The organism is Pseudomonas sp. WPR_5_2, assembly GCF_003634475.1.
GTDB classification, from domain to species: Bacteria; Pseudomonadota; Gammaproteobacteria; order Pseudomonadales; family Pseudomonadaceae; genus Aquipseudomonas; species Aquipseudomonas izuensis.
Map to the genome: position 1 here is coordinate 144,719 of NZ_RBLA01000011.1, position 21,765 is coordinate 166,483.

The 21,765-nt window shown below is 58.0% G+C and carries 21 protein-coding genes; 12 read left to right on the top strand and 9 right to left on the bottom strand.

Features of this window, described 5'->3' with window-relative positions; all coding sequences use genetic code 11:
• Nucleotides 1-22 precede the first annotated feature (22 nt).
• From BJ917_RS30025 to BJ917_RS30035, 3 genes are all read right to left on the bottom strand, one after another.
• Nucleotides 23-553, bottom strand: coding sequence for a hypothetical protein (locus BJ917_RS30025; protein WP_121105905.1), 531 nt, complete (start codon nucleotides 551-553; stop codon nucleotides 23-25).
• Between the two features lie 170 nt (nucleotides 554-723).
• Nucleotides 724-1,242 carry an ankyrin repeat domain-containing protein gene (locus tag BJ917_RS30030; protein ID WP_095196809.1) on the bottom strand — a complete coding sequence of 173 codons (519 nt, stop codon included), beginning with the start codon at nucleotides 1,240-1,242 and terminating at the stop codon, nucleotides 724-726.
• A 96-nt stretch (nucleotides 1,243-1,338) separates the two neighbouring features.
• Nucleotides 1,339-3,177, bottom strand: coding sequence for a long-chain-acyl-CoA synthetase (locus BJ917_RS30035; protein ID WP_121105907.1), 1,839 nt, complete (start codon nucleotides 3,175-3,177; stop codon nucleotides 1,339-1,341).
• Nucleotides 3,178-3,520: 343 nt separating this feature from the next.
• Here BJ917_RS30035 and BJ917_RS30040 point away from each other — a divergent pair, with 343 nt between their 5' ends.
• Nucleotides 3,521-3,796: a DUF3509 domain-containing protein gene (locus tag BJ917_RS30040; protein WP_095196811.1), complete on the top strand. Its 276-nt coding sequence runs from the start codon at nucleotides 3,521-3,523 to the stop codon at nucleotides 3,794-3,796.
• Nucleotides 3,797-3,882: 86 nt separating this feature from the next.
• Here BJ917_RS30040 and mtnC read toward each other — a convergent pair whose 3' ends face one another.
• Genes mtnC through aroC form a run of 5 tightly spaced genes read right to left on the bottom strand, consistent with a single transcriptional unit; the run spans nucleotide 3,883 to nucleotide 8,015 of the window.
• A complete protein-coding gene (mtnC, locus tag BJ917_RS30045) occupies nucleotides 3,883-4,566 on the bottom strand; it encodes an acireductone synthase (protein ID WP_121105909.1) in 684 nt (227 codons plus the stop codon).
• 4 nt (nucleotides 4,567-4,570) lie between these two features.
• Nucleotides 4,571-5,116, bottom strand: a complete 546-nt coding sequence (locus BJ917_RS30050) for an acireductone dioxygenase (RefSeq protein ID WP_121105911.1) — start codon at nucleotides 5,114-5,116, stop codon at nucleotides 4,571-4,573.
• A gap of 12 nt (nucleotides 5,117-5,128) precedes the next feature.
• Nucleotides 5,129-5,749, bottom strand: coding sequence for a methylthioribulose 1-phosphate dehydratase (locus BJ917_RS30055; protein ID WP_121105913.1), 621 nt, complete (start codon nucleotides 5,747-5,749; stop codon nucleotides 5,129-5,131).
• Nucleotides 5,746-6,894 (bottom strand): MFS transporter, encoded by a 1,149-nt coding sequence (locus BJ917_RS30060; RefSeq protein ID WP_121105915.1) that lies wholly within the window; start codon nucleotides 6,892-6,894, stop codon nucleotides 5,746-5,748. The genes BJ917_RS30055 and BJ917_RS30060 overlap by 4 nt, the downstream gene beginning before the upstream one ends.
• 29 nt (nucleotides 6,895-6,923) lie before the next feature.
• Complete coding sequence (gene aroC / locus BJ917_RS30065; protein WP_121105917.1) at nucleotides 6,924-8,015, bottom strand: chorismate synthase; 1,092 nt, start codon at nucleotides 8,013-8,015, stop codon at nucleotides 6,924-6,926.
• Nucleotides 8,016-8,099: 84 nt separating this feature from the next.
• On the opposite strand from aroC, the gene BJ917_RS30070 reads away from it, so the two are divergent.
• Together BJ917_RS30070 and BJ917_RS30075 are read left to right on the top strand one after the other, a co-directional pair.
• Nucleotides 8,100-9,098 (top strand): alpha/beta hydrolase, encoded by a 999-nt coding sequence (locus tag BJ917_RS30070; RefSeq protein WP_096509722.1) that lies wholly within the window; start codon nucleotides 8,100-8,102, stop codon nucleotides 9,096-9,098.
• A gap of 98 nt (nucleotides 9,099-9,196) precedes the next feature.
• The gene (locus BJ917_RS30075) at nucleotides 9,197-9,988 is read left to right on the top strand and encodes a hypothetical protein (protein ID WP_121105919.1); all 792 of its coding nucleotides are present in this window, start codon (nucleotides 9,197-9,199) and stop codon (nucleotides 9,986-9,988) included.
• Between the two features lie 110 nt (nucleotides 9,989-10,098).
• Here BJ917_RS30075 and prmB read toward each other — a convergent pair whose 3' ends face one another.
• Nucleotides 10,099-11,007, bottom strand: a complete 909-nt coding sequence (gene prmB / locus BJ917_RS30080) for a 50S ribosomal protein L3 N(5)-glutamine methyltransferase (protein WP_096509720.1) — start codon at nucleotides 11,005-11,007, stop codon at nucleotides 10,099-10,101.
• A gap of 239 nt (nucleotides 11,008-11,246) precedes the next feature.
• On the opposite strand from prmB, the gene BJ917_RS30085 reads away from it, so the two are divergent.
• From BJ917_RS30085 to BJ917_RS30125, 9 genes are all read left to right on the top strand, one after another.
• Nucleotides 11,247-11,837: a cysteine hydrolase family protein gene (locus BJ917_RS30085; RefSeq protein WP_096509719.1), complete on the top strand. Its 591-nt coding sequence runs from the start codon at nucleotides 11,247-11,249 to the stop codon at nucleotides 11,835-11,837.
• Between the two features lie 131 nt (nucleotides 11,838-11,968).
• A complete protein-coding gene (locus tag BJ917_RS30090) occupies nucleotides 11,969-12,289 on the top strand; it encodes a hypothetical protein (protein WP_096509718.1) in 321 nt (106 codons plus the stop codon).
• A gap of 76 nt (nucleotides 12,290-12,365) precedes the next feature.
• On the top strand, nucleotides 12,366-12,923 hold the full coding sequence (locus BJ917_RS30095) for a Smr/MutS family protein (protein ID WP_121105921.1): 558 nt from the start codon (nucleotides 12,366-12,368) through the stop codon (nucleotides 12,921-12,923).
• A 77-nt stretch (nucleotides 12,924-13,000) separates the two neighbouring features.
• Entirely contained in the window at nucleotides 13,001-13,546 is a 546-nt protein-coding gene (gene folE, locus BJ917_RS30100) for a GTP cyclohydrolase I FolE (protein ID WP_007988130.1), read from the top strand.
• Between the two features lie 103 nt (nucleotides 13,547-13,649).
• Nucleotides 13,650-14,021, top strand: a complete 372-nt coding sequence (locus tag BJ917_RS30105; RefSeq protein ID WP_096509716.1) for a glutathione S-transferase N-terminal domain-containing protein — start codon at nucleotides 13,650-13,652, stop codon at nucleotides 14,019-14,021.
• A gap of 397 nt (nucleotides 14,022-14,418) precedes the next feature.
• Nucleotides 14,419-15,768, top strand: coding sequence for an NCS2 family permease (locus BJ917_RS30110; protein WP_096509715.1), 1,350 nt, complete (start codon nucleotides 14,419-14,421; stop codon nucleotides 15,766-15,768).
• 67 nt (nucleotides 15,769-15,835) lie between these two features.
• Nucleotides 15,836-16,465, top strand: coding sequence for a LysE family translocator (locus BJ917_RS30115; RefSeq protein WP_096509714.1), 630 nt, complete (start codon nucleotides 15,836-15,838; stop codon nucleotides 16,463-16,465).
• Nucleotides 16,466-16,651: 186 nt separating this feature from the next.
• On the top strand, nucleotides 16,652-19,906 hold the full coding sequence (locus tag BJ917_RS30120; protein ID WP_121105922.1) for a calcium-binding protein: 3,255 nt from the start codon (nucleotides 16,652-16,654) through the stop codon (nucleotides 19,904-19,906).
• A gap of 514 nt (nucleotides 19,907-20,420) precedes the next feature.
• Nucleotides 20,421-21,686 carry a hypothetical protein gene (locus BJ917_RS30125; protein ID WP_121105924.1) on the top strand — a complete coding sequence of 422 codons (1,266 nt, stop codon included), beginning with the start codon at nucleotides 20,421-20,423 and terminating at the stop codon, nucleotides 21,684-21,686.
• Nucleotides 21,687-21,765: the final 79 nt, after the last annotated feature.

Sequence of the window (21,765 nt, forward strand, 5' to 3'; positions counted from 1 at the left end):
TTTTATTGACAGCTTTGCCGCCTCAGACGTGGATGGCCACTTTCAAGGCTTCCAGGGCGGGCGCGGCGGCGATGCCGACCTCTGCGCACAACTCGAGTACCCGTGGTACGTCGTTGCCGAAGACCAGAACCATTTGCAGTTCGTCGTCGAGCAATTGGCTGAAGTTCATCAGCACATAGCCGCCGTTTTCCTTGTTCAGGCTGCTCATTTGCACCTGAATGCGATTGAGTGCGGTCAACGCCTCGGTCTTGGCCAGTTGCTTGGACTTGAGGTTGAACTCGACGCCCGGGCCGAACGAGGCAACGATTTGGGCGAACAGGTCCATGTAAGTGTCAGCCTGGAACAACACCGTCTCAGGGAGGCTGCCGACGACAACCCACTCGCCCAGCGGGATCGGGAAGGTATCGTCGTAGTTGATGTCCGGATTGGCTGCCAGAAAGCCCTGTGGGTCCGCGTAGGCCTGGGCCGCTTCGTCAGCGACCTTGAGGATTTCGTCTTCGCCCATGCACCCGGAGCTGATTTTGCTGATGAGTTCGACGAGTGCGGCTTTCATGGGGCGGATCCTGTAGCGAGGGAATGTTGAGGGCGCGAAGGATACCCCATTGCGCCGCGCAATTGCTCTTGTGGGAGCAAGGCTTGCCCGCAATGGCGGTGTATCTGTCACATCGATGGTGAATGTGATGATGTCATCGCGAGCAAGCTTTGCTCCCACAGGTTTGGGGGTTAGCCCAGCAGTTTCTCCAACTGCGCAACGGTATCGGTGGCGCCCATGGTCTTGGCCGCATCCAGCGCCGTAATGCCATTGGCGTCCTTGGCTTTCGGGTCGGCGCCTTTGCTGATCAGGTAGTCAACGATGGCGACACGGTTGAACATCGCCGCCATCATCAGCGCGGTACGGCCATCGAAGGACGAACCCTCAACCTGCGCGCCCCCTTCAACCAACGCCGTGACTACCGCCAGGTCGCCTTTGAAAGCAGCCCCCGCGATCGGACTCTGGCCGTTATCGTTGCGGATTTCCGGATCGGCCTTGTGTTCGAGCAGGACTTTCACCGTGTCCACATGTCCGTGGTACGCGGCCAGCATCAGCAAGGTATCGCCCTTATGATTGCGCAAGTTCGGCGGCAACCCTTTGGTCAGCAGAGCAGCCATCATGGCCGCATCGCCCTCCCGCGCCTTGTTGAATACCTGTTCGGCAAACTCGGCAGCTTCTTCGGGGGTCATCTGGCGGCTTTTGTCTGACATTGAGCACTCCACATTCAGTTATTCGCAAAGCCGACAGTTTCCCGAGCAGTCCCGACACTGTCACTTCTTTTTTCTGATGCGCAGCTATAGCCACATTCAATAACGATACAGGCCACCCTGAATGTCGCTCAGCATCTGCTGGGTGACCTGCACGTAAGTGTCGGTTCCGGGCAACCACGCATAGATCGGGTCATCGCCCGTTCGACTGGGGTCGAAAGCTTCATCCTTGAGCCGGGTCTTCTGGTATTTGAAGGTGGCGGTGGTTTCCATTTTCACTTTCACCCGCAGAAACAACGGCACCGCATAGGCCGGCATTTGCTGCCGGGCAAACGCCAGCAATTCACTGAAGTCCAGGGTCGCCAGGGATTCGGCGGGCGTGATCGCCGCCATTCCGGCCCGGCCGTTGGTGTTGTGGATTTCCACGCCATAGGCCACGGCCTCGGAAACATGCGGATGTTTCAGGAGGATGTTCTCGACCTCGGTGGTCGAGACGTTTTCACCCTTCCAGCGATAGGTGTCGCCCAGACGATCGACAAACTGCGCATGGCCGAAACCGATATGGCGCAACAGGTCACCAGTGTTGAAGTAACGGTCGCCCTTCACGAACACGTCGTGAAGCACGACCTTCTCGGTTTTCTGCGGATCGGTGTAGCCATCCAGCGGCGCCTTGTCGTCGATTTTCGCCAGCAACAACCCCTGTTCGCCTTTGCCGACCTTGCGCATGAAGCCATTGGCGGCACGGGTCGGCGCGCCACTGTCATGGTCGTAAGCCGCCAACGCCCAGGACATCAGGGAAAAACCGACGGTGTTATCAAAATTCAGAATGTTGGTGAAACCGATATTGCCGTCGCTGGCCGCATAGAGTTCGCAGATGTGGCTCACGCCAAAACGCGTCTTGAATTCGCGCCACGCGTCGGGCCGCAGGCCGTTGCCGATCATCTTGATCACGCCGTGCCTGCTGTCGTCGGCACTGGGCGGTTGATCGACCAGATAACGACACAATTCGCCCACATAACCGATAGTGGTCGCGCGATACTTGCGCACATCGCTCCAGAACTGGCTGGCACTGAATCTGCGGCGGATGGCAAACCCTGAGTCACCGCTGATGGCCGAGCCCCAACACACGCAAAGGCCGGTGGCGTGGTACAGCGGCAAGGTGCAATAGACGACGTCCGCGGGGCGCATATCCAGCGCGACCCTCCCGAAGCTGACGAAGCTGCGCATCCAGCGACCGTGTTTGAACACCCCGGCCTTGGGCAACCCGGTGGTGCCCGAGGTGTAGATATAGAAACACGGGTCGTCGAAGTAAACCTGCTGGCTGGTGGCGGGGTTGTCGCTGTCGGCGTCGACGCTGGCGGTCATCAGGTTGATGAAGCCTTCGGGGGCAATACCGGGATGGTTGTAGGTGTTCTGATCAGCGACAAACCAGGTACGCGCTGCTTCGATCGATACCCGCTCACGCACCGCCAGAAACGTCGGGACCAGCTCTTCGCCGACCACAATCGCTACCGGTGCCACCAGATTCACGCTATGGACCAGGGTATCGCCGGTCTGCGAGGTATTGAGCAAGGCACTGATCGCGCCGACCTTGGTCACCGCCAATATCGTCACCAACAGTTCCGGGCGGTTCTCGATGAACACTGCGACCACATCGCCCTTGCCGATACCCTGTTCGATCAGGTGATGGGCGATGCGATTGGCCCACCGGTTGACCTGTGCATAACTCAATGACACCTCGCCGTACAGCAAGGCCGGGCCATCAGGATTGCGCAAGGTAGCTTGTTCGAAACTCCAGCCCAGGCCACACGGTTGGGTCGGGTCCTTGACGTTGGCGACCTTCATGCCCTTGACCACCCGTGGCAGGGCTTTGGCAATGGAAGGCAGCTTGCGGAGCATCATGCTCCAGGTAATCGTGTCGCTCGAGGTGCGGCTCATGGTTGCTCCCGTTCGATCTTCTTATTGTCGGGCGGCGCTGTTTGATGCCCGAAAATACGTCAACGGTTCTTGAGCTGTACATGCGGTTTTTGAAATGTTTTGTATCCGCCACAGGGTGTTGGAAATCGAGAGCGCTGGCACACAAAATGGTTCCATCGAATCGCCGACGACCACGCAAAATGCAGGATGCACGATGGCCATTCTTGCAAATTGCACGAAACCGAGAATTCACAAAAATCCTAACCACCTGTTTTTAAAGCACTTTTCTAGAAACAAGATACTGGCACAATCACTGCAACGCTCTGTGCACGCTTGCCATCAAGTAATCACGGAGCTGATAGACATGAGCCTGATCCAGGAAAAGTTTTCATCCTTGTTCTCCAACTTCGAAGTCACCACCCAGGCACGGCCTGACGGCGGGATTCTGTTGACGCTGAGCGCCGAAGGCAAAGTCTTCAAACGCTCGATTTCCTATCAGCAATTGCACAATGGCGATCAATTGTCGTGGGTCATCAGCGCGATCCGTCGCGACCTTGCCGAACAGGCCAGCGAGCTGCCGCAAATTTCCATGCTGCAAAGCCAACAGCGGTTTGCGTTGCCGACTTATCACTCAGCATAAACACGCCCTTGCAGGAGCATGCTTGTGGGAGCAATGCTTGCTCCCACAAGGGCCCATCCCACAAAGACCCACAGAGGTAGATGTGTTTAGAAGGTGGCGGGGTTTATGAGGGCGAAGCTGTCGACGGTGACATGCCACGCCAATTCCCCACCCTCACGGGCCAATCCACACGTGACCATCCCCGCTGCGCGCGCAGCGTCCAATTCTTCGACGATGTCCGACAGGAACAGTATCTGCGACGCCTCGATCTCGATCGCCCGGGTGATGTTGGCGTAGGACTGCGCTTCGCGCTTGGGCCCGGAGGTGGTGTCGAAGTAGCCGCTGAACAGCGGCGTCAGGTCCCCCGCTTCCGAGCAACCGAAGATCAGGCGCTGGGCCTGGATCGAGCCTGAGGAATAAACGAACAGTTGATAGCCGGCCTGGTGCCAGCGTTGCAGTGCTTCAACGGCGTCCGGGTACACATGGCCCTTGAGTTGTCCCGCCTGATAACCTTGCTCCCAGACCATCCCCTGCAACGCCTTGAGCGGCGTGGCCTTGCGGTCTTCAGCAATCCAGCCCAGCAGGATTTCGATGACTCGCTCGACGTCGGCGTTCGGCTCGTGGCTGTCCCGGCGCACGGCGTCCAATTGCTCGGCCACATCGAAGCGCGTGGCGTTTTGGCTCACGAACGCTGGCAGATGTTTCGCTGCATAGGGAAACAGCACGTCGAACACAAAACTCACCGCGCTGGTGGTGCCTTCGATGTCGGTGAGAATCGCTTTGATCGGCATCGATTCAGTCCTCAAGACGCGGGAATTGGCTGGCGATGTCTTCACCGGTGAAATTGGCCACCCAGCCTTCCGGGTTGTTGAACAGGCGAATCGCCACGAAATGCGGGTGCTCGCCCATGTCGAACCAATGTTTAGTACCGGCCGGCACCGAAATCAGGTCGTTTTTCTCGCAGAGCACGGCATAGACGTAATCGTCGATGTGCAGGGTGAACAAGCCACGTCCAGCGACGAAAAAGCGTACTTCGTCTTCGCCATGGCGGTGTTCTTCGAGGAACTTGGCGCGCAATTCGGCTTTTTGCGGGTGATCGCTGTTCAAGCTGACCACATCGACCGTGATGTAGCCGTGCTCGGTCATCAGCTTGTCGATTTGCACCTGGTAGGCAGCGATCACTTCGTCCTGGCTTGCGCCGGGCTGGATTTTCGCGGCGGCTTGCCAGCGGTCGAAGCGCACGCCCTGTTCGGCCAGGGTCGAGGCGATGTCTTCGAAATGGGTCAGCACCTTGTTGGGAACTTCAGGGCTGGAGATGTGATAAACGGACAGGCTGCTCATCAGGGCAACTCCTTAACGGTTAAAGAGCGAGCGGGTTTTCAACTCGCACTCGAACAAAAATTCAAAGGCTTCGATCTGCCGTAGCGCATCGCTCATCCGCGCGCCCCAGGTGTAGAGGCCATGGCCGCGAATCAGGTAACCGACGCAATCGGGATGGGCGTCCAGCCAAGGCTGCACCTTGGCGGCCAGCCGCGCAATGTCCTGATCGTTATCGAAAATCGGCACCCGCACCCGGGACTCGTGAGTCGTCACGCCGCTGAAGGCTTTTTGCAGTTCGTAGTCTTCGAACTCGATGAAGTCTTGCGGCGTCAGGCGCGACAGCACCGTGGCGTTCACCGAATGGGTGTGCAGCACCGCGCCGATTTCCGGGCGCCAGCTATAGAGCTGCGTGTGCAGCAGGGTTTCGGCGGACGGTTTCTTGCCAGGTTCCAGGCTGTTGCCGGCGAGGTCGGTGGCAAGTACATCGTCAAGGCCCAACTGCCCCTTGTGTTTGCCCGACACCGTCAATAAGGCTTCGGTCGGAGACAGTCGGGTCGAATAATTGCTGCTGGTGGCCGGCGACCAGCCGCGGCCATACAGAAAACGCCCGGCGTCGATGATTTCCTGGGCGAGGTGTTCACGGGTAAGGCTCATGGCCTGTCCTCTTGCATGCGTGTGGCAATGATAACGGCAGCCGCGACGGCTGCGAGACTGGCAATACTAAAGGTCCATGCCGCGCCGAGGGCATTCCAGCTGTAGCCGGAATACAACGCGCCCAGTGCACCGCCAGTCCCGGCCAGTGCGGCGTACAACGCCTGGCCCTGCCCTTGCTGGCGCGCGCCGAAGCTACGTTGCACGAAGGAAATGGCAGCGGCGTGAAAGCTGCCGAACGTCGCCGCGTGCAGCACCTGGGCAAACAACAGCACCCAGAGAAATTCCGCCAGCGAACCAAGAAGCAACCAACGCAACGCCGCCAGCAGGAAACTCGCCAGCAGCACCCGACGCACCGAAAAGCGCGCAAGGATCTTGCTCATGGCCATGAACATCAACACCTCGGCGACCACGCCGACAGCCCAGAGCATGCCGATCACCCCACGGCTGTAGCCCAACCGTTCAAGGTGCAGGGTCAGGAAGGTGTAATAGGGCCCGTGGCTCATCTGCATCAATGCCACGCAGGCGTAAAACGCCAGCACGCCGGGGCTGCGCAACTGGCCGAGGAAGCCCTCACCCGCCAATCGTTCGCCCTGGACCGGCTGGGCGTTCGGCACCCACAGGCTGCTCAGGACGATCCCGGCCATGATCAATACCAGCGCCGCCGGATAAATATCCAGGCTCAGCCATTCGAACAGGCGACCGAGCGCGACCACGGTGATGATGAAACCGATGGAGCCCCACAAGCGGATCTGGCTGTAGCGTGAGGTCTGCCCCTGCAAATGCGCCAGGGTGATGACCTCGAACTGCGGCAACACCGCATGCCAGAAGAACGCGTGCAGGGCCATGACCATCGCCAGCCAGGCGTAGGTCTTGCTGACGAAAATCAGCGAGAAGGTCAGCAGCGTGCAGACGGCGCCAAAACGCACGATGGCCAGGCGTCGGCCGGTGTAATCACCGAGCCAGCCCCAGATGTTCGGCGCCACACAACGCATCAGCATCGGAATCGCCACCAGTTCACCGATACGCGCGGCGGAAAACCCCAGGTGATCGAAGTACAGCGCCAGAAACGGCGCTGTCGAACCGAGCAAGGCGAAATAGAAGAGGTAGAAACTGGAAAGCCGCCAGTACGGGAGCGCCGCAGCCATCAGACTGCGGCGTTATTCAAGTCAGCCATTCAGAGCTGACCCAGCACCGGTGTACTCACGCGCACATCGGCATTCTGCCCGCGGTGACGCAACAGGTGGTCCATCAGCACGATGGCCATCATCGCTTCGGCAATCGGCGTGGCGCGGATGCCGACGCACGGGTCGTGACGGCCCTTGGTGATGACCTCCACCGGATTGCCATGGATGTCGATGGAACGGCCCGGCGTGGTGATGCTGGACGTCGGCTTCAACGCCAGATGCGCCACGATCGGCTGACCGGACGAGATGCCGCCCAGAATGCCGCCAGCGTTGTTGCTGAGGAAACCTTGCGGAGTCATTTCATCTCGGTGCTCGGTGCCGCGCTGGGCGACGCTGGCGAAACCGGCGCCGATTTCCACGCCCTTGACCGCGTTGATGCTCATCAGCGCATGGGCCAATTCAGCGTCGAGACGGTCGAAGATCGGTTCGCCGAGGCCCGGCATCACGCCTTCGGCAACCACCGTGATCTTCGCGCCGACCGAATCCTGGTCGCGACGCAACTGGTCCATATAGGCTTCCAGCTCCGGCACCTTGTCCGGGTCCGGGCTGAAGAATGCGTTCTGCTCCACCGAATCCCAGGTCTTGAACGGGATTTCGATCGGGCCCAGCTGGCTCATGTAACCGCGAATGATGATGCCCTGGGTGGCCAGGTATTTTTTCGCAATCGCACCAGCGGCCACGCGCATGGCGGTTTCACGGGCCGAACTGCGACCGCCGCCGCGGTAATCGCGTTCGCCGTATTTGTGGTGGTAGGTGTAGTCGGCGTGGGCCGGGCGGAACAGGTCCTTGATCGCCGAATAGTCCTTGGACTTCTGGTCGGTGTTGCGGATCAACAGGCCAATAGAACAACCCGTGGTGCGACCCTCGAATACGCCGGAAAGGATTTCGACTTCGTCGGCTTCCTGGCGCTGGGTGGTGTGACGGCTGGTGCCGGGCTTGCGGCGGTCCAGGTCGTGCTGCAGATCCTCCAGGGAGATCTCCAGGCCCGGCGGGCAGCCATCGACAATGGCGACCAACGCCGGCCCATGGCTTTCGCCAGCGGTGGTGACAGTGAACAGCTTGCCGTAGGTATTGCCGGACATGCAGGACGCTCCGTGAAATCGAACCCAAATACGTAATGCGCGCCAGTATACGCAGGCTACCCAAGTAGTTCATCCTCGAACCTTATGGGTGCCCGGGAGTCCAACCGGCATTCTGTTGATAATGGCGTGATGATGCTGCGAGTTTTGATCTTGAGCCTTACCCTGATTTCCGGCTTCGCCCAGGCCACTGTCCTGCAACGGCCGATCACCCTGGACACCGGCACCGGCGAGCTTTTCGGCTCGCTGTTGCTTCCCAAGTCCGACAAACCGGTACCGGTTGTCCTGATCATTTCCGGTTCCGGTCCTACGGACCGCGACGGCAATAACCCCGACGGCGGACGCAATGACAGCCTCAAGCGCCTGGCCTGGGTCCTGGCCAAACACAACATCGCCAGCGTGCGTTACGACAAACGTGGCGTGGCGGCCAGCCTCGCGGCCACGCCGGACGAGCGAAACCTGACGGTGGAGGCCTATGTTGCCGACGCCGAGGCCTGGGGCCAGAAGCTTAAAACCGATCCGCGCTTTGGCCAACTGATCCTGCTGGGGCACAGCGAAGGCGCATTGATCGCCAGCCTCGCCGCACCGAGCATCGATGCGACGGCGGTGATTTCCATGTCCGGCACCGCCCGGCCGATCGATCAGGTATTGCGCCAGCAATTGGGCAATCGCCTGCCGCCGCCATTGATGCTGCGCAGCAATGAGCTGCTCGATAGCCTCAAGGCCGGGAAAACCGACGACAATGTGCCGCCGCAACTGCAAGTGATTTTCCGCCCGAGCGTGCAACCGTACCTGATTTCACTGTTCCGCCAGGACCCGGCGGCGGCCTTCGCCCGCTTGAAAATGCCGGCGCTGATCATCCAGGGCAGCAACGATATCCAGGTCGGGGTCAATGATGCCCGCCTGCTCAAGGCGGCCAAACCGGACGCCGAACTGGCGCTGATCGAAGGCATGAACCACGTCATGCGCATCGTCCCCAACGACGTGAAACGCCAGTTGGCCTCCTACAAAGATCCGAATTTGCCATTGGCGGCGGAACTGGGCGCGCGAATCCTCGGGTTTATTGACGGACTTCGCTCCAGTTAACCTCTTTTTGCCCTCCAGTCCTGAAAAAAACGGCCGATAAGCCATTGTCGCCAGCGCAATAGCTGGCGGCAGCAGAGCTTGGACAGGATCTCGCCGTTATGACTGATACCCAGACTTCACCCGACACCACCGCTGAACAAGACGCTCCGCCAGCGGTCGAGCTGCCATGGGCGGACGTCCACGTCGAGCACCACAAGATGCTCCGCCTGGCACCGTTGCAGACCGATCGCAACACCGGTGGGCGGCCCTTGCGTTTTGTCGAATTCGGTTACGCCGAACGCAACGACCATCAGCGCAGCCTGTTGCGCATGACCATCTCCCTGCCCGCCCAGCGGGTGCGCAAGGAACAGAACCATCTGGACGTGTGGGTCGACCACACTGAAAAACGCGTGCATTTCGCGCCGGAAAGCGGCCTGCAGATCGAACCGCTCAATCGCGGCATCGGCCGATTCATGGCGGCACAAGGCATTAACTGGGTGAAGGCGCGCTGGCCGGGTTACACCGTCGACGGCAGCGATCTCAAGAACAAGGACGCGCTGAACGAAGACACGCGGCTGCGCCGCGACCACTTTTTGCGCGTGCACGGTTTCGATGTGGTCTACGCCGACGCCCAGCATTTGAAGGGCAGCGTCAAAGAGGTGCGAGTCAGCGACCTGCTGGGTGACTGGAACACGGAAAAACTGCAAATCGTGGAAATTCTTGAAGCCGCACAGATGCTCCAGCAGGCCGAACAGAACCTGGCCGAGCAGGAAGTCAAACTCAAGAAGCACGAAGAAAAGGTCAGCAAGTACAAACGTGAAGACGCCGGGCTGCGTTTCACCATTACCTGCCTGGTAGCGTTCGCGGTATTTCAGGCAGGGTTGTTGATCTGGATTGCGACGCACCGCTAACAGCTTGAAACCGTGGCGCGGCTATTCGCGAGCAGGCTCGCTCCCACATTGGATCTGCGTCGTTCACAAATCCCCTGTGGGAGCGAGCCTGCTCGCGAAGCTTTTGACGGTTAAACGCGGGAAGCGAACAACGCCTGATGATCCCGGCACTGCTCGGCCGTCAACATGAACACGCCATGCCCGCCACGCTCGAACTCCAGCCAGGCGAAATCGACTTCCGGGTACAACGCTTCGACGTGCACCTGGCTGTTGCCCACCTCGACAATCAGCAAGCCCTTCTCGGTCAGGTGATCCGCCGCTTCGGCGAGCATGCGTCGCACCAGGTTCAAGCCATCGTCACCGCAGGCCAGGCCCAGTTCCGGTTCATGCTGGTACTCGTCCGGCATGTCGGCGAAATCTTCGGCGTCAACGTACGGGGGATTCGACACGATCAGGTCGAAACGCTGCCCCGGCAAGCCATCGAAACCATCACCCTGCACTGTGTACACCCGCTCATCGACGCCGTGACGCTCGATGTTCTGATTGGCCACTTCCAGCGCTTCGAACGACAGATCGGCCAGTACCACTTCAGCGTTCTGGAACTCGTAGGCGCAGGCGATACCGATGCAGCCCGAGCCGGTGCACAGGTCGAGAATCCGCGCAGGCTCGGTACCCAGCCATGGGGTAAAGCGGTTTTCGATCAACTCGCCAATCGGCGAACGCGGGATCAGCACGCGCTCATCGACAATGAACGACATGCCGCAGAACCAGGCCTCGCCCAGCAGGTAAGCGGTCGGTACGCGCTCTTCGATGCGGCGCTTGAGCAACTGCTGCAGGTGGACGAGTTCGTCTTCCTCCAGGTTGCAGTCGAGGTAGCTGTCAGCGATTTCCCACGGCAAGTGCAGTGCACCCAACACCAGTTGACGGGCTTCGTCCCAGGCATTGTCGGTCCCATGGCCGAAAAACAGATCCTCCCCATGGAAGCGGCTGACGGCCCAACGGATATGGTCACGCAGGGTACGAAGGCGGGAAGTGATCACGACGGCAAACTCCAGAAAAATCGACGGGCGATTCTAACAGCCTAACGTCCCCACGACGACGCGGGAAATACACTACGGCAGATGTAGGACTAATCTCTTTTTACAGCTGGGCATTGAACAAAACGGGCCACTTGACAACGCTGCACGCCAGTAACGACGGTGCCTACGATGGTAGCGATTCACAGAAGCGCTCAGCCAGAGGACAATGTCGCAAAAGCCCCACTCCAAGGAGCCCCAGAATGTCCGTTCCACAAACGATGTTTCAACTCAGCGGCCGCGGTTATGCAGCCGCCAAACTGAGTCATGCGACCCTGATCATCATCGATGCCCAGAAAGAATACCTCAGCGGTCCCCTGGCCCTGAGCGGCATGGATGCAGCTGTCGCGAACATCAAGAAATTGGTGACTGCTGCCCGTGCGGCCGGCCGGCCGATCGTGCATGTCAGCCACCTCGGCACTGTCGGTGGGCTGTTCGACCCACGCGGTGAGCGCGGGCAATTCATACCTGGGCTGGAGCCGCTTGCCGGCGAGATCAAGATTGAAAAGATCCTGCCGAGTGCATTCCATGGCACGGATCTGAAAAAACGCCTGGAAGATCTGGGTTCAGTGGACCTGGTGGTGTGCGGCTTCATGAGTCATTCCAGCGTCAGTACCACGGTTCGGGCAGCGAAAAACCTGGGCTTCCGTTGCACCCTCGTGGAAGACGCCTGCGCCACCCGCGATCTGCCGTACAAAGGCGGTGTCCTGAGCGCCGAGGATGTGCAGCGGACCGAAATGGCGATCATGGCGGACAACTTTGCCGCCGTCGCCCAGACCAACGACCTGGTCTGATCGACGCTTGATGAGCGGTCCATACCGCCGCTCATCCGTAAAAGCCTCTCATTAGCCGTAATTGTCTTAGCCTCAGGAACATCCCGGTCAACTTCCGGTCGAAGGGCCGATACCCATTGAGGAAGGTCGGAATGAAGTTATCCGATGGTTTTGACGCTCGCCGCTTGCGGCCCAAAGGCCAACGCAACTGGCGTTTTCGAATCGGCGCAGCATTCGCTGCGTTGCTGGCAACCTGTGGCGTGCTGCTCGCCATGGCCGGCGTCGCGAGCCTGCTGGGCCATGCACCAGCCCTGGGCGAGTTGAACACCAACCGCGCCGGAGCGGCGGTGATCCTGGCGATCGGGCTGTTCGTGCTGTACCTCGGCGTGTGGTTGTGGCGTCGCTGCCGACGCCGCTCACGGCAGTCGATGGAGCTGAACATGTCTCCGCACTTGATGAAAAAACACGACTGAGCCGAACGCAGCGCGTTTTGTCGCGCCCCCATTCGCCTCGAGTTGGGTAAACTGGCCGCCCTTCGCGGAGGCTGACATGCAAGACGACGATTTTTCCCTGTTCAAAAGCGCGATCCAAGGCGTCAAGCCGATCAAGCACGATCGCGCCGACACCGGCAAACCCAAGGCTGACCGAGCGCAGATCGCCAAGCTGCGACAGGCCGCTACCGTGCGTACCGATGCCTCCACCGTCGATGGGCTGTCCGATCAGTTTGTCATCGACGTCGGCCCTGAAGACGAGTTGATGTGGGCCCGCGACGGCGTGCAGGAAAGCCAGATGCGCAAGCTCAAGATCGGACAGATTCCGTTCGAAGGCAGCCTCGACCTGCATGGCATGAATGTGGAAAAGGCCCGGGAAACCCTTTGGGCCTTCCTGGCGGAAGCCACCAAATTCGAAATCCGCTGCGTGCGCGTCACCCATGGCAAGGCCGTACGCCTGGACGGCAAGCGACCGATGATCAAAAGCCACGTCAACACCTGGCTGCGCCAGCATCCGCAAGTGCTTGGCTTCACTTCCTGCCAGGCCAAACATGGCGGTGCCGGTGCGGTTTATGTGATGCTCAAACGCACCATGATGGAAGGTCGCGACGAGTAAAGCTGATGCGTCACGCTTGCAGCGCCGTGTCCGCCACCGTACCCTTGTTCTTTGCGTAAAATCCCACAGGTAGTTTCATGTCCCTGGAACAGAATTACACCGCGATCCTCGGCCAATTGGGCGAGGACGTGTCCCGCGAAGGCCTGCTCGACACGCCAAAACGTGCCGCCAAAGCCATGCAGTACCTCTGCCGCGGTTATGAACAGACGCTTGAAGAAGTCACCAACGGTGCCTTGTTCAGCTCCGACAACAGCGAAATGGTGCTGGTCAAGGACATCGAGCTGTACTCGTTGTGCGAACACCACCTGCTGCCGTTCATCGGCAAGGCCCATGTCGCCTACATCCCGAGCGGCAAGGTGCTGGGTTTGTCCAAGGTCGCGCGGATCGTCGATATGTATGCCCGCCGCCTGCAGATCCAGGAAAACCTCAGCCGCCAGATCGCCGATGCGGTCCAGCAGGTCACCGGCGCCCTGGGCGTTGCGGTGGTGATTGAGGCCAAGCACATGTGCATGATGATGCGTGGTGTGGAAAAGCAGAATTCGACGATGATCACCTCGGTGATGCTCGGCGAGTTCCGTGAGAACGCCGCGACCCGCAGCGAATTCCTCAGCCTCATCAAGTAATTCGCAACACAGGAAAACCGGCATTCATCGCCGGTTTTTTTTCGCCTGTGAAAAATCAGGTAAGCTGCGCGACTTTCTTCATTCGCCCAGTGAGGCTTACAACGTGTTCGTCAAAGCGCTTCGTGTCGGCCTCGGCCAACTGATCATCTTCATCGACTTCCTCACTCGCCCCGGCAAGAAGCAGCGCCCCGCCGCCGCCCAGGCCCAGGTCGAAACCGCCGCCAAGGGCCTGACCCTGTATCAATTCCACGCCTGCCCGTTCTGCGTCAAAACCCGCCGCACCCTGCGTCGCTTGAATGTGCCGGTGGCCCTGCGCGATGCGAAGAACAACGAGCAAGACCGCCAGACCTTGCTGGAGCAAGGCGGCAAGATCAAGGTGCCATGCCTGCGCATCGAAGAGAACGGCCAGACCACCTGGATGTACGAGTCCAAGGTGATCATTGATTATCTGGATCAGCGTTTCGCGGCGGTCTGATGGTTTTGCGGTGTCAGTACCGGCCTCATCGCGGGCAAGCCCGCTCCCACAGTTGACCGCAATCCCCTGTAGGAGCGAGCTTGCTCGCGATAAGTCCCTTCCAGGCACCACAAACTCCAGACAAAAATAAACCGGCCCTTGAGCCGGTTTTTTTGTTTTCAGCGTCCCTTGAGCCTACTCGCGATGACGCCCTCCTTGGCGATATACCGCAATTGCCAAACTTTTCGTCCACAAAATCAAAAACATTATTTGCTTTCTTTGTATACAAAAGCATAATCCACTTCGTGCGAGTTCCTGACCAAGCAGTCAACAAATTCGCAAGTGCCTCAAAGGGCCGCTGCCACCCCCTCGGGTCCGGCCCTGGAAATAAAAATAAAACTCTTGAGGAGTACTCGCTGTGGAAAGCCGCAAATCCGAAGCATCGACGCTGGATCTCTCGCCGCCTTTACGCAATGGCTGGCTGGAGCGCATCTTTAAACTCAGCTTGCATGGCACCACGGTGAAGACCGAGCTGATTGCCGGTCTGACAACCTTCATCACCATGGCCTACATCATCTTCGTCAACCCCAACATCATGGCTGACGCCGGAATTGACCATGGCGCGGCATTCGTTGCCACCTGTATTGCCGCGGCATTGGGCTGCCTGTTGATGGGCCTGTACGCCAACTGGCCGGTCGGCCTGGCACCGGGCATGGGCCTGAACGCGTTCTTCACCTACACCGTGGTCGGCACCATGGGCTACAACTGGGAAACCGCCCTGGGTGCGGTATTCGTGTCCGGTGTGTTGTTCATGATCCTGACCTTTTCTAGGATCCGTGAATGGCTGCTCAACAGTATTCCAGTGAGCCTGCGCTTCGCCATGGGCGCCGGTGTAGGTTTGTTCCTGGGCTTGATCGGCCTCAAAACCGCCGGCATCGTCGTCGATAGTCCAGCGACGCTGATCAAGCTCGGTTCCCTGCGCGAGCCTGGCCCGCTGCTGGCCGCCGTGTGCTTCCTGATGATTGCCATCCTCAGCTACCACAAGGTGTTCGGCGCGATCCTCATCAGCATCATCACTGTGACGCTGGCCGGTTGGGGTCTGGGCCTGGTGCACTACGAGGGCATCATGTCTGCCCCACCAAGCCTTGCACCAACCTGGATGGCGATGAACCTCGCCGGCGTGTTCAACGTCAGCATGATCAGCGTGGTGTTGGCCTTTCTTTTCGTACACATGTTCGACACCGCCGGCACCCTGATGGGTGTGGCCCAACGCGCCAACCTGGTGGGCGCTGACGGCCGCATCGAAAACCTCTCCCGCGCGATGAAAGCCGACAGTGCGTCCAGCGTATTTGGCGCCGTGGTCGGCGTCCCTCCGGTAACCAGCTACGTGGAAAGTGCCGCTGGCGTAGCGGCGGGTGGTCGGACTGGTCTTACCGCCGTGACCGTGGGTGTGCTATTTATCGCGGCCATGTTCTTCGCGCCGCTGGCCGGGATGATCCCTGCTTACGCCACCGCCGGTGCGCTGATTTATGTGGCCATGCTGATGATGGGCGGCATGGCCCACATCGAGTGGGACGAAGCGACCGACAGCATTCCGGCGATCGTCACCGCGATCATGATGCCGCTGACCTTTTCGGTGGCCGACGGTATTGCGCTGGGCTTCATCACCTATGTGGCGCTGAAGGCCGGTACCGGCAAGTACAAGGAAATCTCCGTGAGCCTGTGGGTGCTCTGCGCGATCTTCATCGCCAAGTTCATCTTCTTGTAACCGCGGTACAGATTCGAAAACAGCCTCACCCCGTCGGGTGAGGCTTTTGTGCAAATGGAGGAAAGTGATGAGTCTGGAAACCTGGCTGCTGTTCAGCGGCGCTGCGTTGGTCGTGATCCTGATCCCGGGACCACTGTCGTTGTTGATGATCAGCAACAGCCTGAACTACGGCCTGCGCCGTTCCTACCCGGCATTTCTCGGCGGTGTGATCGCGTCTATTTGTCTATTGAGTGCTTCGGCACTGGGCCTGGGCGCGCTGCTGCTGGCATCGGAACAGTTGTTCAGCGCCCTGAAAATCGTCGGCGCGCTGTACCTGTTCTATCTCGCCTGGCAGAGCTGGCAGCAATCGCGTCAGCCTTCCCATGGTGCCGAAGTGCCTCAGGCGGCGCCGGTGCCGCGTTTTCGTGCACTGTTCGGCCGCGCCTTCATGCTGGGGGCCAGCAACCCGAAAGACATCCTGTTCTTCGCCGCGTTTCTGCCGCAGTTCTTGAGTGCCGAGCAGCCGTTCCTGCCGCAACTGCTGGTGATGATCGCCACCTGGACCGTGCTGGATCTGCTATGCAAAGTCGCCTACGGACTCGGCGCCCACGGTGCAGCCAGGTATTTGCGTTCGGGCAAGGGCCAGAGCTGGTTCAACCGGGTCAGTGCCGGTTTGTTTGGTGGCGCTGGCGCTGCCTCCCTCTTGAGTGGGCACTGATCCCCCCACCGCCCATCCCGGCAGATTGAAGCCGCGGATGGGCTTTCGCACGCTTCACGTGATACAGCGTCGGACGCAACGTCATCGGCAGAAACACACGTCATACATATTTATCGCTGTACGCATATCACGCTTCCCTACAGTTCGGGCCAACGTTTTTCCAAACAGCCCGACCAGGAAGTATGTATGGCGCACAATTTCACGCCTTCCGACGCAACAGACTACGACGCCATCAAAGTGTCGGACATTGATCCGCCTTCTTTGGCTGGAGCCGATCAGGAAATCGCGGATTTTATCCGCAGCAACGGAGCCTCGACTGCCGGGGACCAGCGCCCTCGATCCGCCAGGAAACGGGAACGGGTGCTGCGGGCCCTGGATCAGCATTATGGACCGCTGATAGTTGGCCAATTCACAGTCAGCCGCATAGAACTTCACCTGATGAATGCCACCATTGATGGTGAGCCGCTGGATATCGGCAACACCAACTTTCGCCGGCCCCCCCAGGCATTTATCGACGACATACAATTGAACCCCGCTGATGTCGAAAATCGCATCCGGGCGAGCGGCACTGTTGGCGACTATACGATCCCGACCCTGTTGTTCGAGATTGCAACCCATCGCTCGGTCGACGCATCACCGCTGTTCAGCGAGGCACAAGGCACTCACACGCAAAAGATCGACAGGCTTTTACAATCAGCCCAGAAACTGGATATCCGCGATACCCGCTTACCCGAAAATGTGCCTGGCTGGGTCAACAAACAGAAAAGCAAAGTCGTTAACAGCATGGGCGTCGGGTTACAGGCGTTTGGTATCTATAGCGGTTTGATGGGCATTTGCGACGCGATCAAAAGCGGTGATCGTACCGAAGCGACGATCAATGCCGGGGCGGTGGTGACGGAGCTCGGTTCGCTGATCATCGAGCGCGGCCTGGTTAAAACCGCCCAAGAGATGATTGAAAACAGTGCGCTGGTCTACCAGGGTTTTTCCAGGACTCACTTTGGTCTACACCTGTCGCGTGGAGCGGGTTTGATCGCAGGCGCCTTGACCCTGCCCTTCGACATCTACTTGGCGATCAAAGCGCTGAACGATGCCTCTCAAACCACCGGCAAGCAGGCCCTGGATCATTACGTCGCAGCCGGCTTGAACCTGACCAGCGCCGCATTGACCCTGATTCTCGGCACCGCGGCCCTGGCCGGCTTCGCACATGCCGGTCCGCTGGGAATCGCGGCGGCAGCCATTCTGATTACGGGATCGCAGATCTACAGCGCCGTTCGCTATGTGGACGACATCGACGATTACATTGAGCTGAGTGTCGATGAACGTCTCGTTACCGGCTTTCTTGCCTTTCTCAACCAAAGTCCGCCGCAACGTATCGAGGACCGATACAGCATCGCTTTGACTAAAGATCAGCACTCGAAAATGCTCACCAAGAGAGCGCGTAACTGGCTCGATGGACAATTGAAAGGCAGTGTCGAGGCCATCGTAAATGGCAAGGTGACTGTTTCCCTGAAAGCCAACCAAGTGTTCTGGTTCGAGGAGGATTCCGAAGGCCGCGAATCGATGGGCTCCACGGAAATCAAGGCGCCACAGATTCAGGACGAAAACGATACCATCGACGCGCGCAACGGAATTCCTTCGGATCTCCCTGGAGTAGTGAAGGGAACCGACGGTGAAACCAAAGCAACGCTTTGGCTGCTGGGAGGCGGGAAAGACACCGTCATCGGTGTCGAAAAGAAACCCAATCATTTCATCTATGGCACAGGCTCAAAGCACCTGACCGGTGGTGATCAGGATGATCAGTTCCTGTTTGAAGGTGCCGTACAGACGCTCAAAGCGCCCGCGCCTGTCCAGACAGATGCGCAACTTCTAGGTGGCGACGGTAACGACACGCTGGTTTTCCAAGGCAAGCTGGAAAGCCGGGACGTTTCTCCACACACCGGCTATGAAATTGATTTGGAGAACGGCCGGATCCGCCTGCTGAGCAATATCGGTTCGATGCCTCCTGTCCACCTGACAGCGCTGGAAAGTATTGAAAACGTCGAAACGCTCTCCGGTGCGAGAAACATCGTGAAGGGATCCGCCGGTGCGAACCGTATCGTTTCCAGAGGCCACGACGAGATCGATGCAGGTGGTGGTGATGACACGATTTATCTGATGGGGAGGTATGGAAGTGCTGCAGGTGGCGCAGGCCTAGACCAGTATTACGTTACCCACAAAAGCGGCACTGTCATCATCAGCGAGGACCCGCAGGAAGAAAGCGTGATTATCCTGGACTGGCCATTTGAAGCCATTGAGCGGTGGTCCATTGAAGGCACTTCACTTGTGGTTTCGTCGCGGTGTGGACCCGATGGAGAATTACCGGAAAGAAAGCTGGTCATCAAGGGCGTCTATAAAACAACGGAAAACAAACGCCTGTTCCAGGAACAGATACTACGTTTCTTGACCCTGGACGGGTTTCAACTCTCCCCTGACTTCCCCGATGAATTGGAAGGCCTTGATAACCACAGTGTTGAAGTCTTGATTCTGGTGAAGGGGAGAAGGCCGTCCCCATTGATTCTCAACAGCCCTGAGCATGAAGTGTCCTCCACCACACACCCAAATTATTTCATTAATAGGGACACACCCGAAACACGCTTCACAATCACAAAAAAAGACAATAACGCCGTAAACACTATTTTTATCGATTATGACAGTAAGGAAATGGTTTCAGCTCAAGCCACCTATACGATTCAAGCTGACAGTCAGTATGCCCATCACAATGCAACCGCCAGCAACATCTCCCTAAAACTTAACTTTACCAGCAAAACTTTAACACTCGAAGAGTTTATATCCGATGGACATTACACCTATTCAAACATTTCCCACTCGAATTACATGAGCAAAGAAATGAAATTGAATCAGGCATTAATCGTAACAATGCGCGACGGAGTGTCCTATCGAATAATCCCTCCTCCAGCGCATAACCATGCTTACGGAGACACTCCGGGTCTTGTAAAGATAGATGGCGAGTGCATGCTTAAAAGACGGACAGGACGCTACCACTTTCTTACCCCTGAAGATAGCAAGGCCCTCATACTTGATTCACACCCGCAGATTGTCGATCTCCCTGGGCGCTTGTCAAAAACGACACTATCACTCGAGGGGAAAGGCTCGACCTATCATGTCCGGTTCGAAACACACACCCAACTTCGAATATCTACACCGGGCGCACTCGCTAAAACATCCAACGCATCGACCTGGTATTTTTACACACGGTTTCTGGACCCTTCCATAAAAAAACTATCGGAAAATAAACTTCTGATCGGGCAAACCATTATCTACCTCCCCGAATACAACAATGAAGACACACCTATCGAGGATGTATATCTGGTGAGCGCTTCTGGCACCTTACATAAAGTTGATCTTATTTTCGGATTAATCTATCTCCACGCAACAAGTTAAAAACAGCCAGAGACTACTTAAACCTCAACAAACCCATTCACTTTGCACCAACATAACTATCACCCTCTGCAGTAAGCGTAATTAATACTATAAACCTGTCTGATCGGGCGACTCGCTCCCAACTGGCAGGTGTGAATCTATCCAAACGAGCGATATCTATTACTGGAGTGACATAGGCATGAAGCCACCAAGAAAACCAAAACCCGGTACTCCGGAAACTGACCCATCTATTAGAAACAACCAGGGCGAGGACGGGAGAACTCCTTGGCACCACTTGCCTGATCCCAACATTCCCGGACCTGCCATCGACTTGCCGGGGAACCAACGGCCTGAAGGGCAATCGGACAATTCCCCGCAAGGACCATCGATTGTGGTGGTGGACATTTCCACGCCCGGGCCACTTGTAATCAGCCCCTCTGGCATAACATCCGACATCAACTTTCTGCCCTCCGCTCTGATATCGAGATTACCCGCCCCACTTACCGACGGATTACGCCATGGCCAACGCAACACGATGTATGCAGAAATCGAAAATGAAGGCGTCACGCTGGTGCGACGCCGAGATGACGGCGAGTACCAGGCGTCATCCGCCAATGAGCTGACCGCCACAGGTCCGGTACTCGAAAGAATTGCCGGAACGGTGTTCTGGCGCAGGAAAACCACAGACGCCCCTGGGCGCAACCCACAATCGTCAAGCTCGACGGACGAACAACCCGGCCCAAGCACCAACAAGCGGCCGCGCCTGGATGAAGACGACAGCGATTTAGCCCAAGCACACCCCCTCCTCTCAGACCTTCTCACGCAGCCCGCCTCTCCTATAGATCTGTCTTCTGCGTTATGGAAGAACTGGGGAAGTTCGACAAAGCCTCAATCGGCGAACTCCATTGAAATCGAAGGGCTTCATTATCGCGTCGTACCTCAAGGATCGTTGGCGAACACTGAAGTTGCTTTAATGGAACATCCCCGGTTTTCACCTTCACGCTATGAAGCCTTCGAAGAGATGCTGCAGGACGATCTATCACTGCAACCCAGGTGGGCAGTCAAACAGAACGGCGAGTGGAAAGTGCCGGACAACCTCTACCCATTCGACAAGAGCTTGACCGGTTACATCGCCGAAACTTTCAGGGACTACTCGGATGAGACATTAAATACCGTTGCAAGAACGCTATTTAATCGCGCCGATCATTCGGAGGTTATCAACAGCCGTGGCCTTATGGTCTTGAAGCAGACCTTTCGTAACTGGGCCAATGCCAGCAGCGCCACAATACCTCGACGAGAACTGGCCGACCCGCTGCTCATGCTTCCCGTCATCACCAGAACCACCAATACTGGCTGGTTGGCGCTGCCCCCTTCCGATGCTGCCGTAACGTTGCGACGGCTGGACTTTGCCCCGCATCGTTTCCCTGAGGAATGGAGAAACTTTTCTGCCAACCCTTCCAACTTCAACCTCAAGCGGCTGGTGGCAACCGTGCTGGTGCGCAATGGGTACAGTGTTTTTCCGTTAACAAACGAACACCAAGGCTCAACGCTCGTTTTCACCCGCGCCAACCACGATGCCGTTTTTTTCCTGAAACTGGGTCGTGTGGAGGGCCACGCAATCAGAGACATCACCCCACCGGGCAATGAACTTTCCGACCCGCATCTGACAGCCCGTATCGGCGAACAAGCACGAACAGCACTGCTGACTGCTCACGACCAGAACAAAGTGGTGTGGCTGCTTGGTGGAACCCAGATAACCGCCTCGGGATGGCAGTCGGTTTTCATTATCAGGGAACGCTGACAGACGCCTCATCTCGCCGGTCATGCCGGCGAGAACTGACCGCGCATTTCAGGCACATAAATTTCATACGACTCCAAAA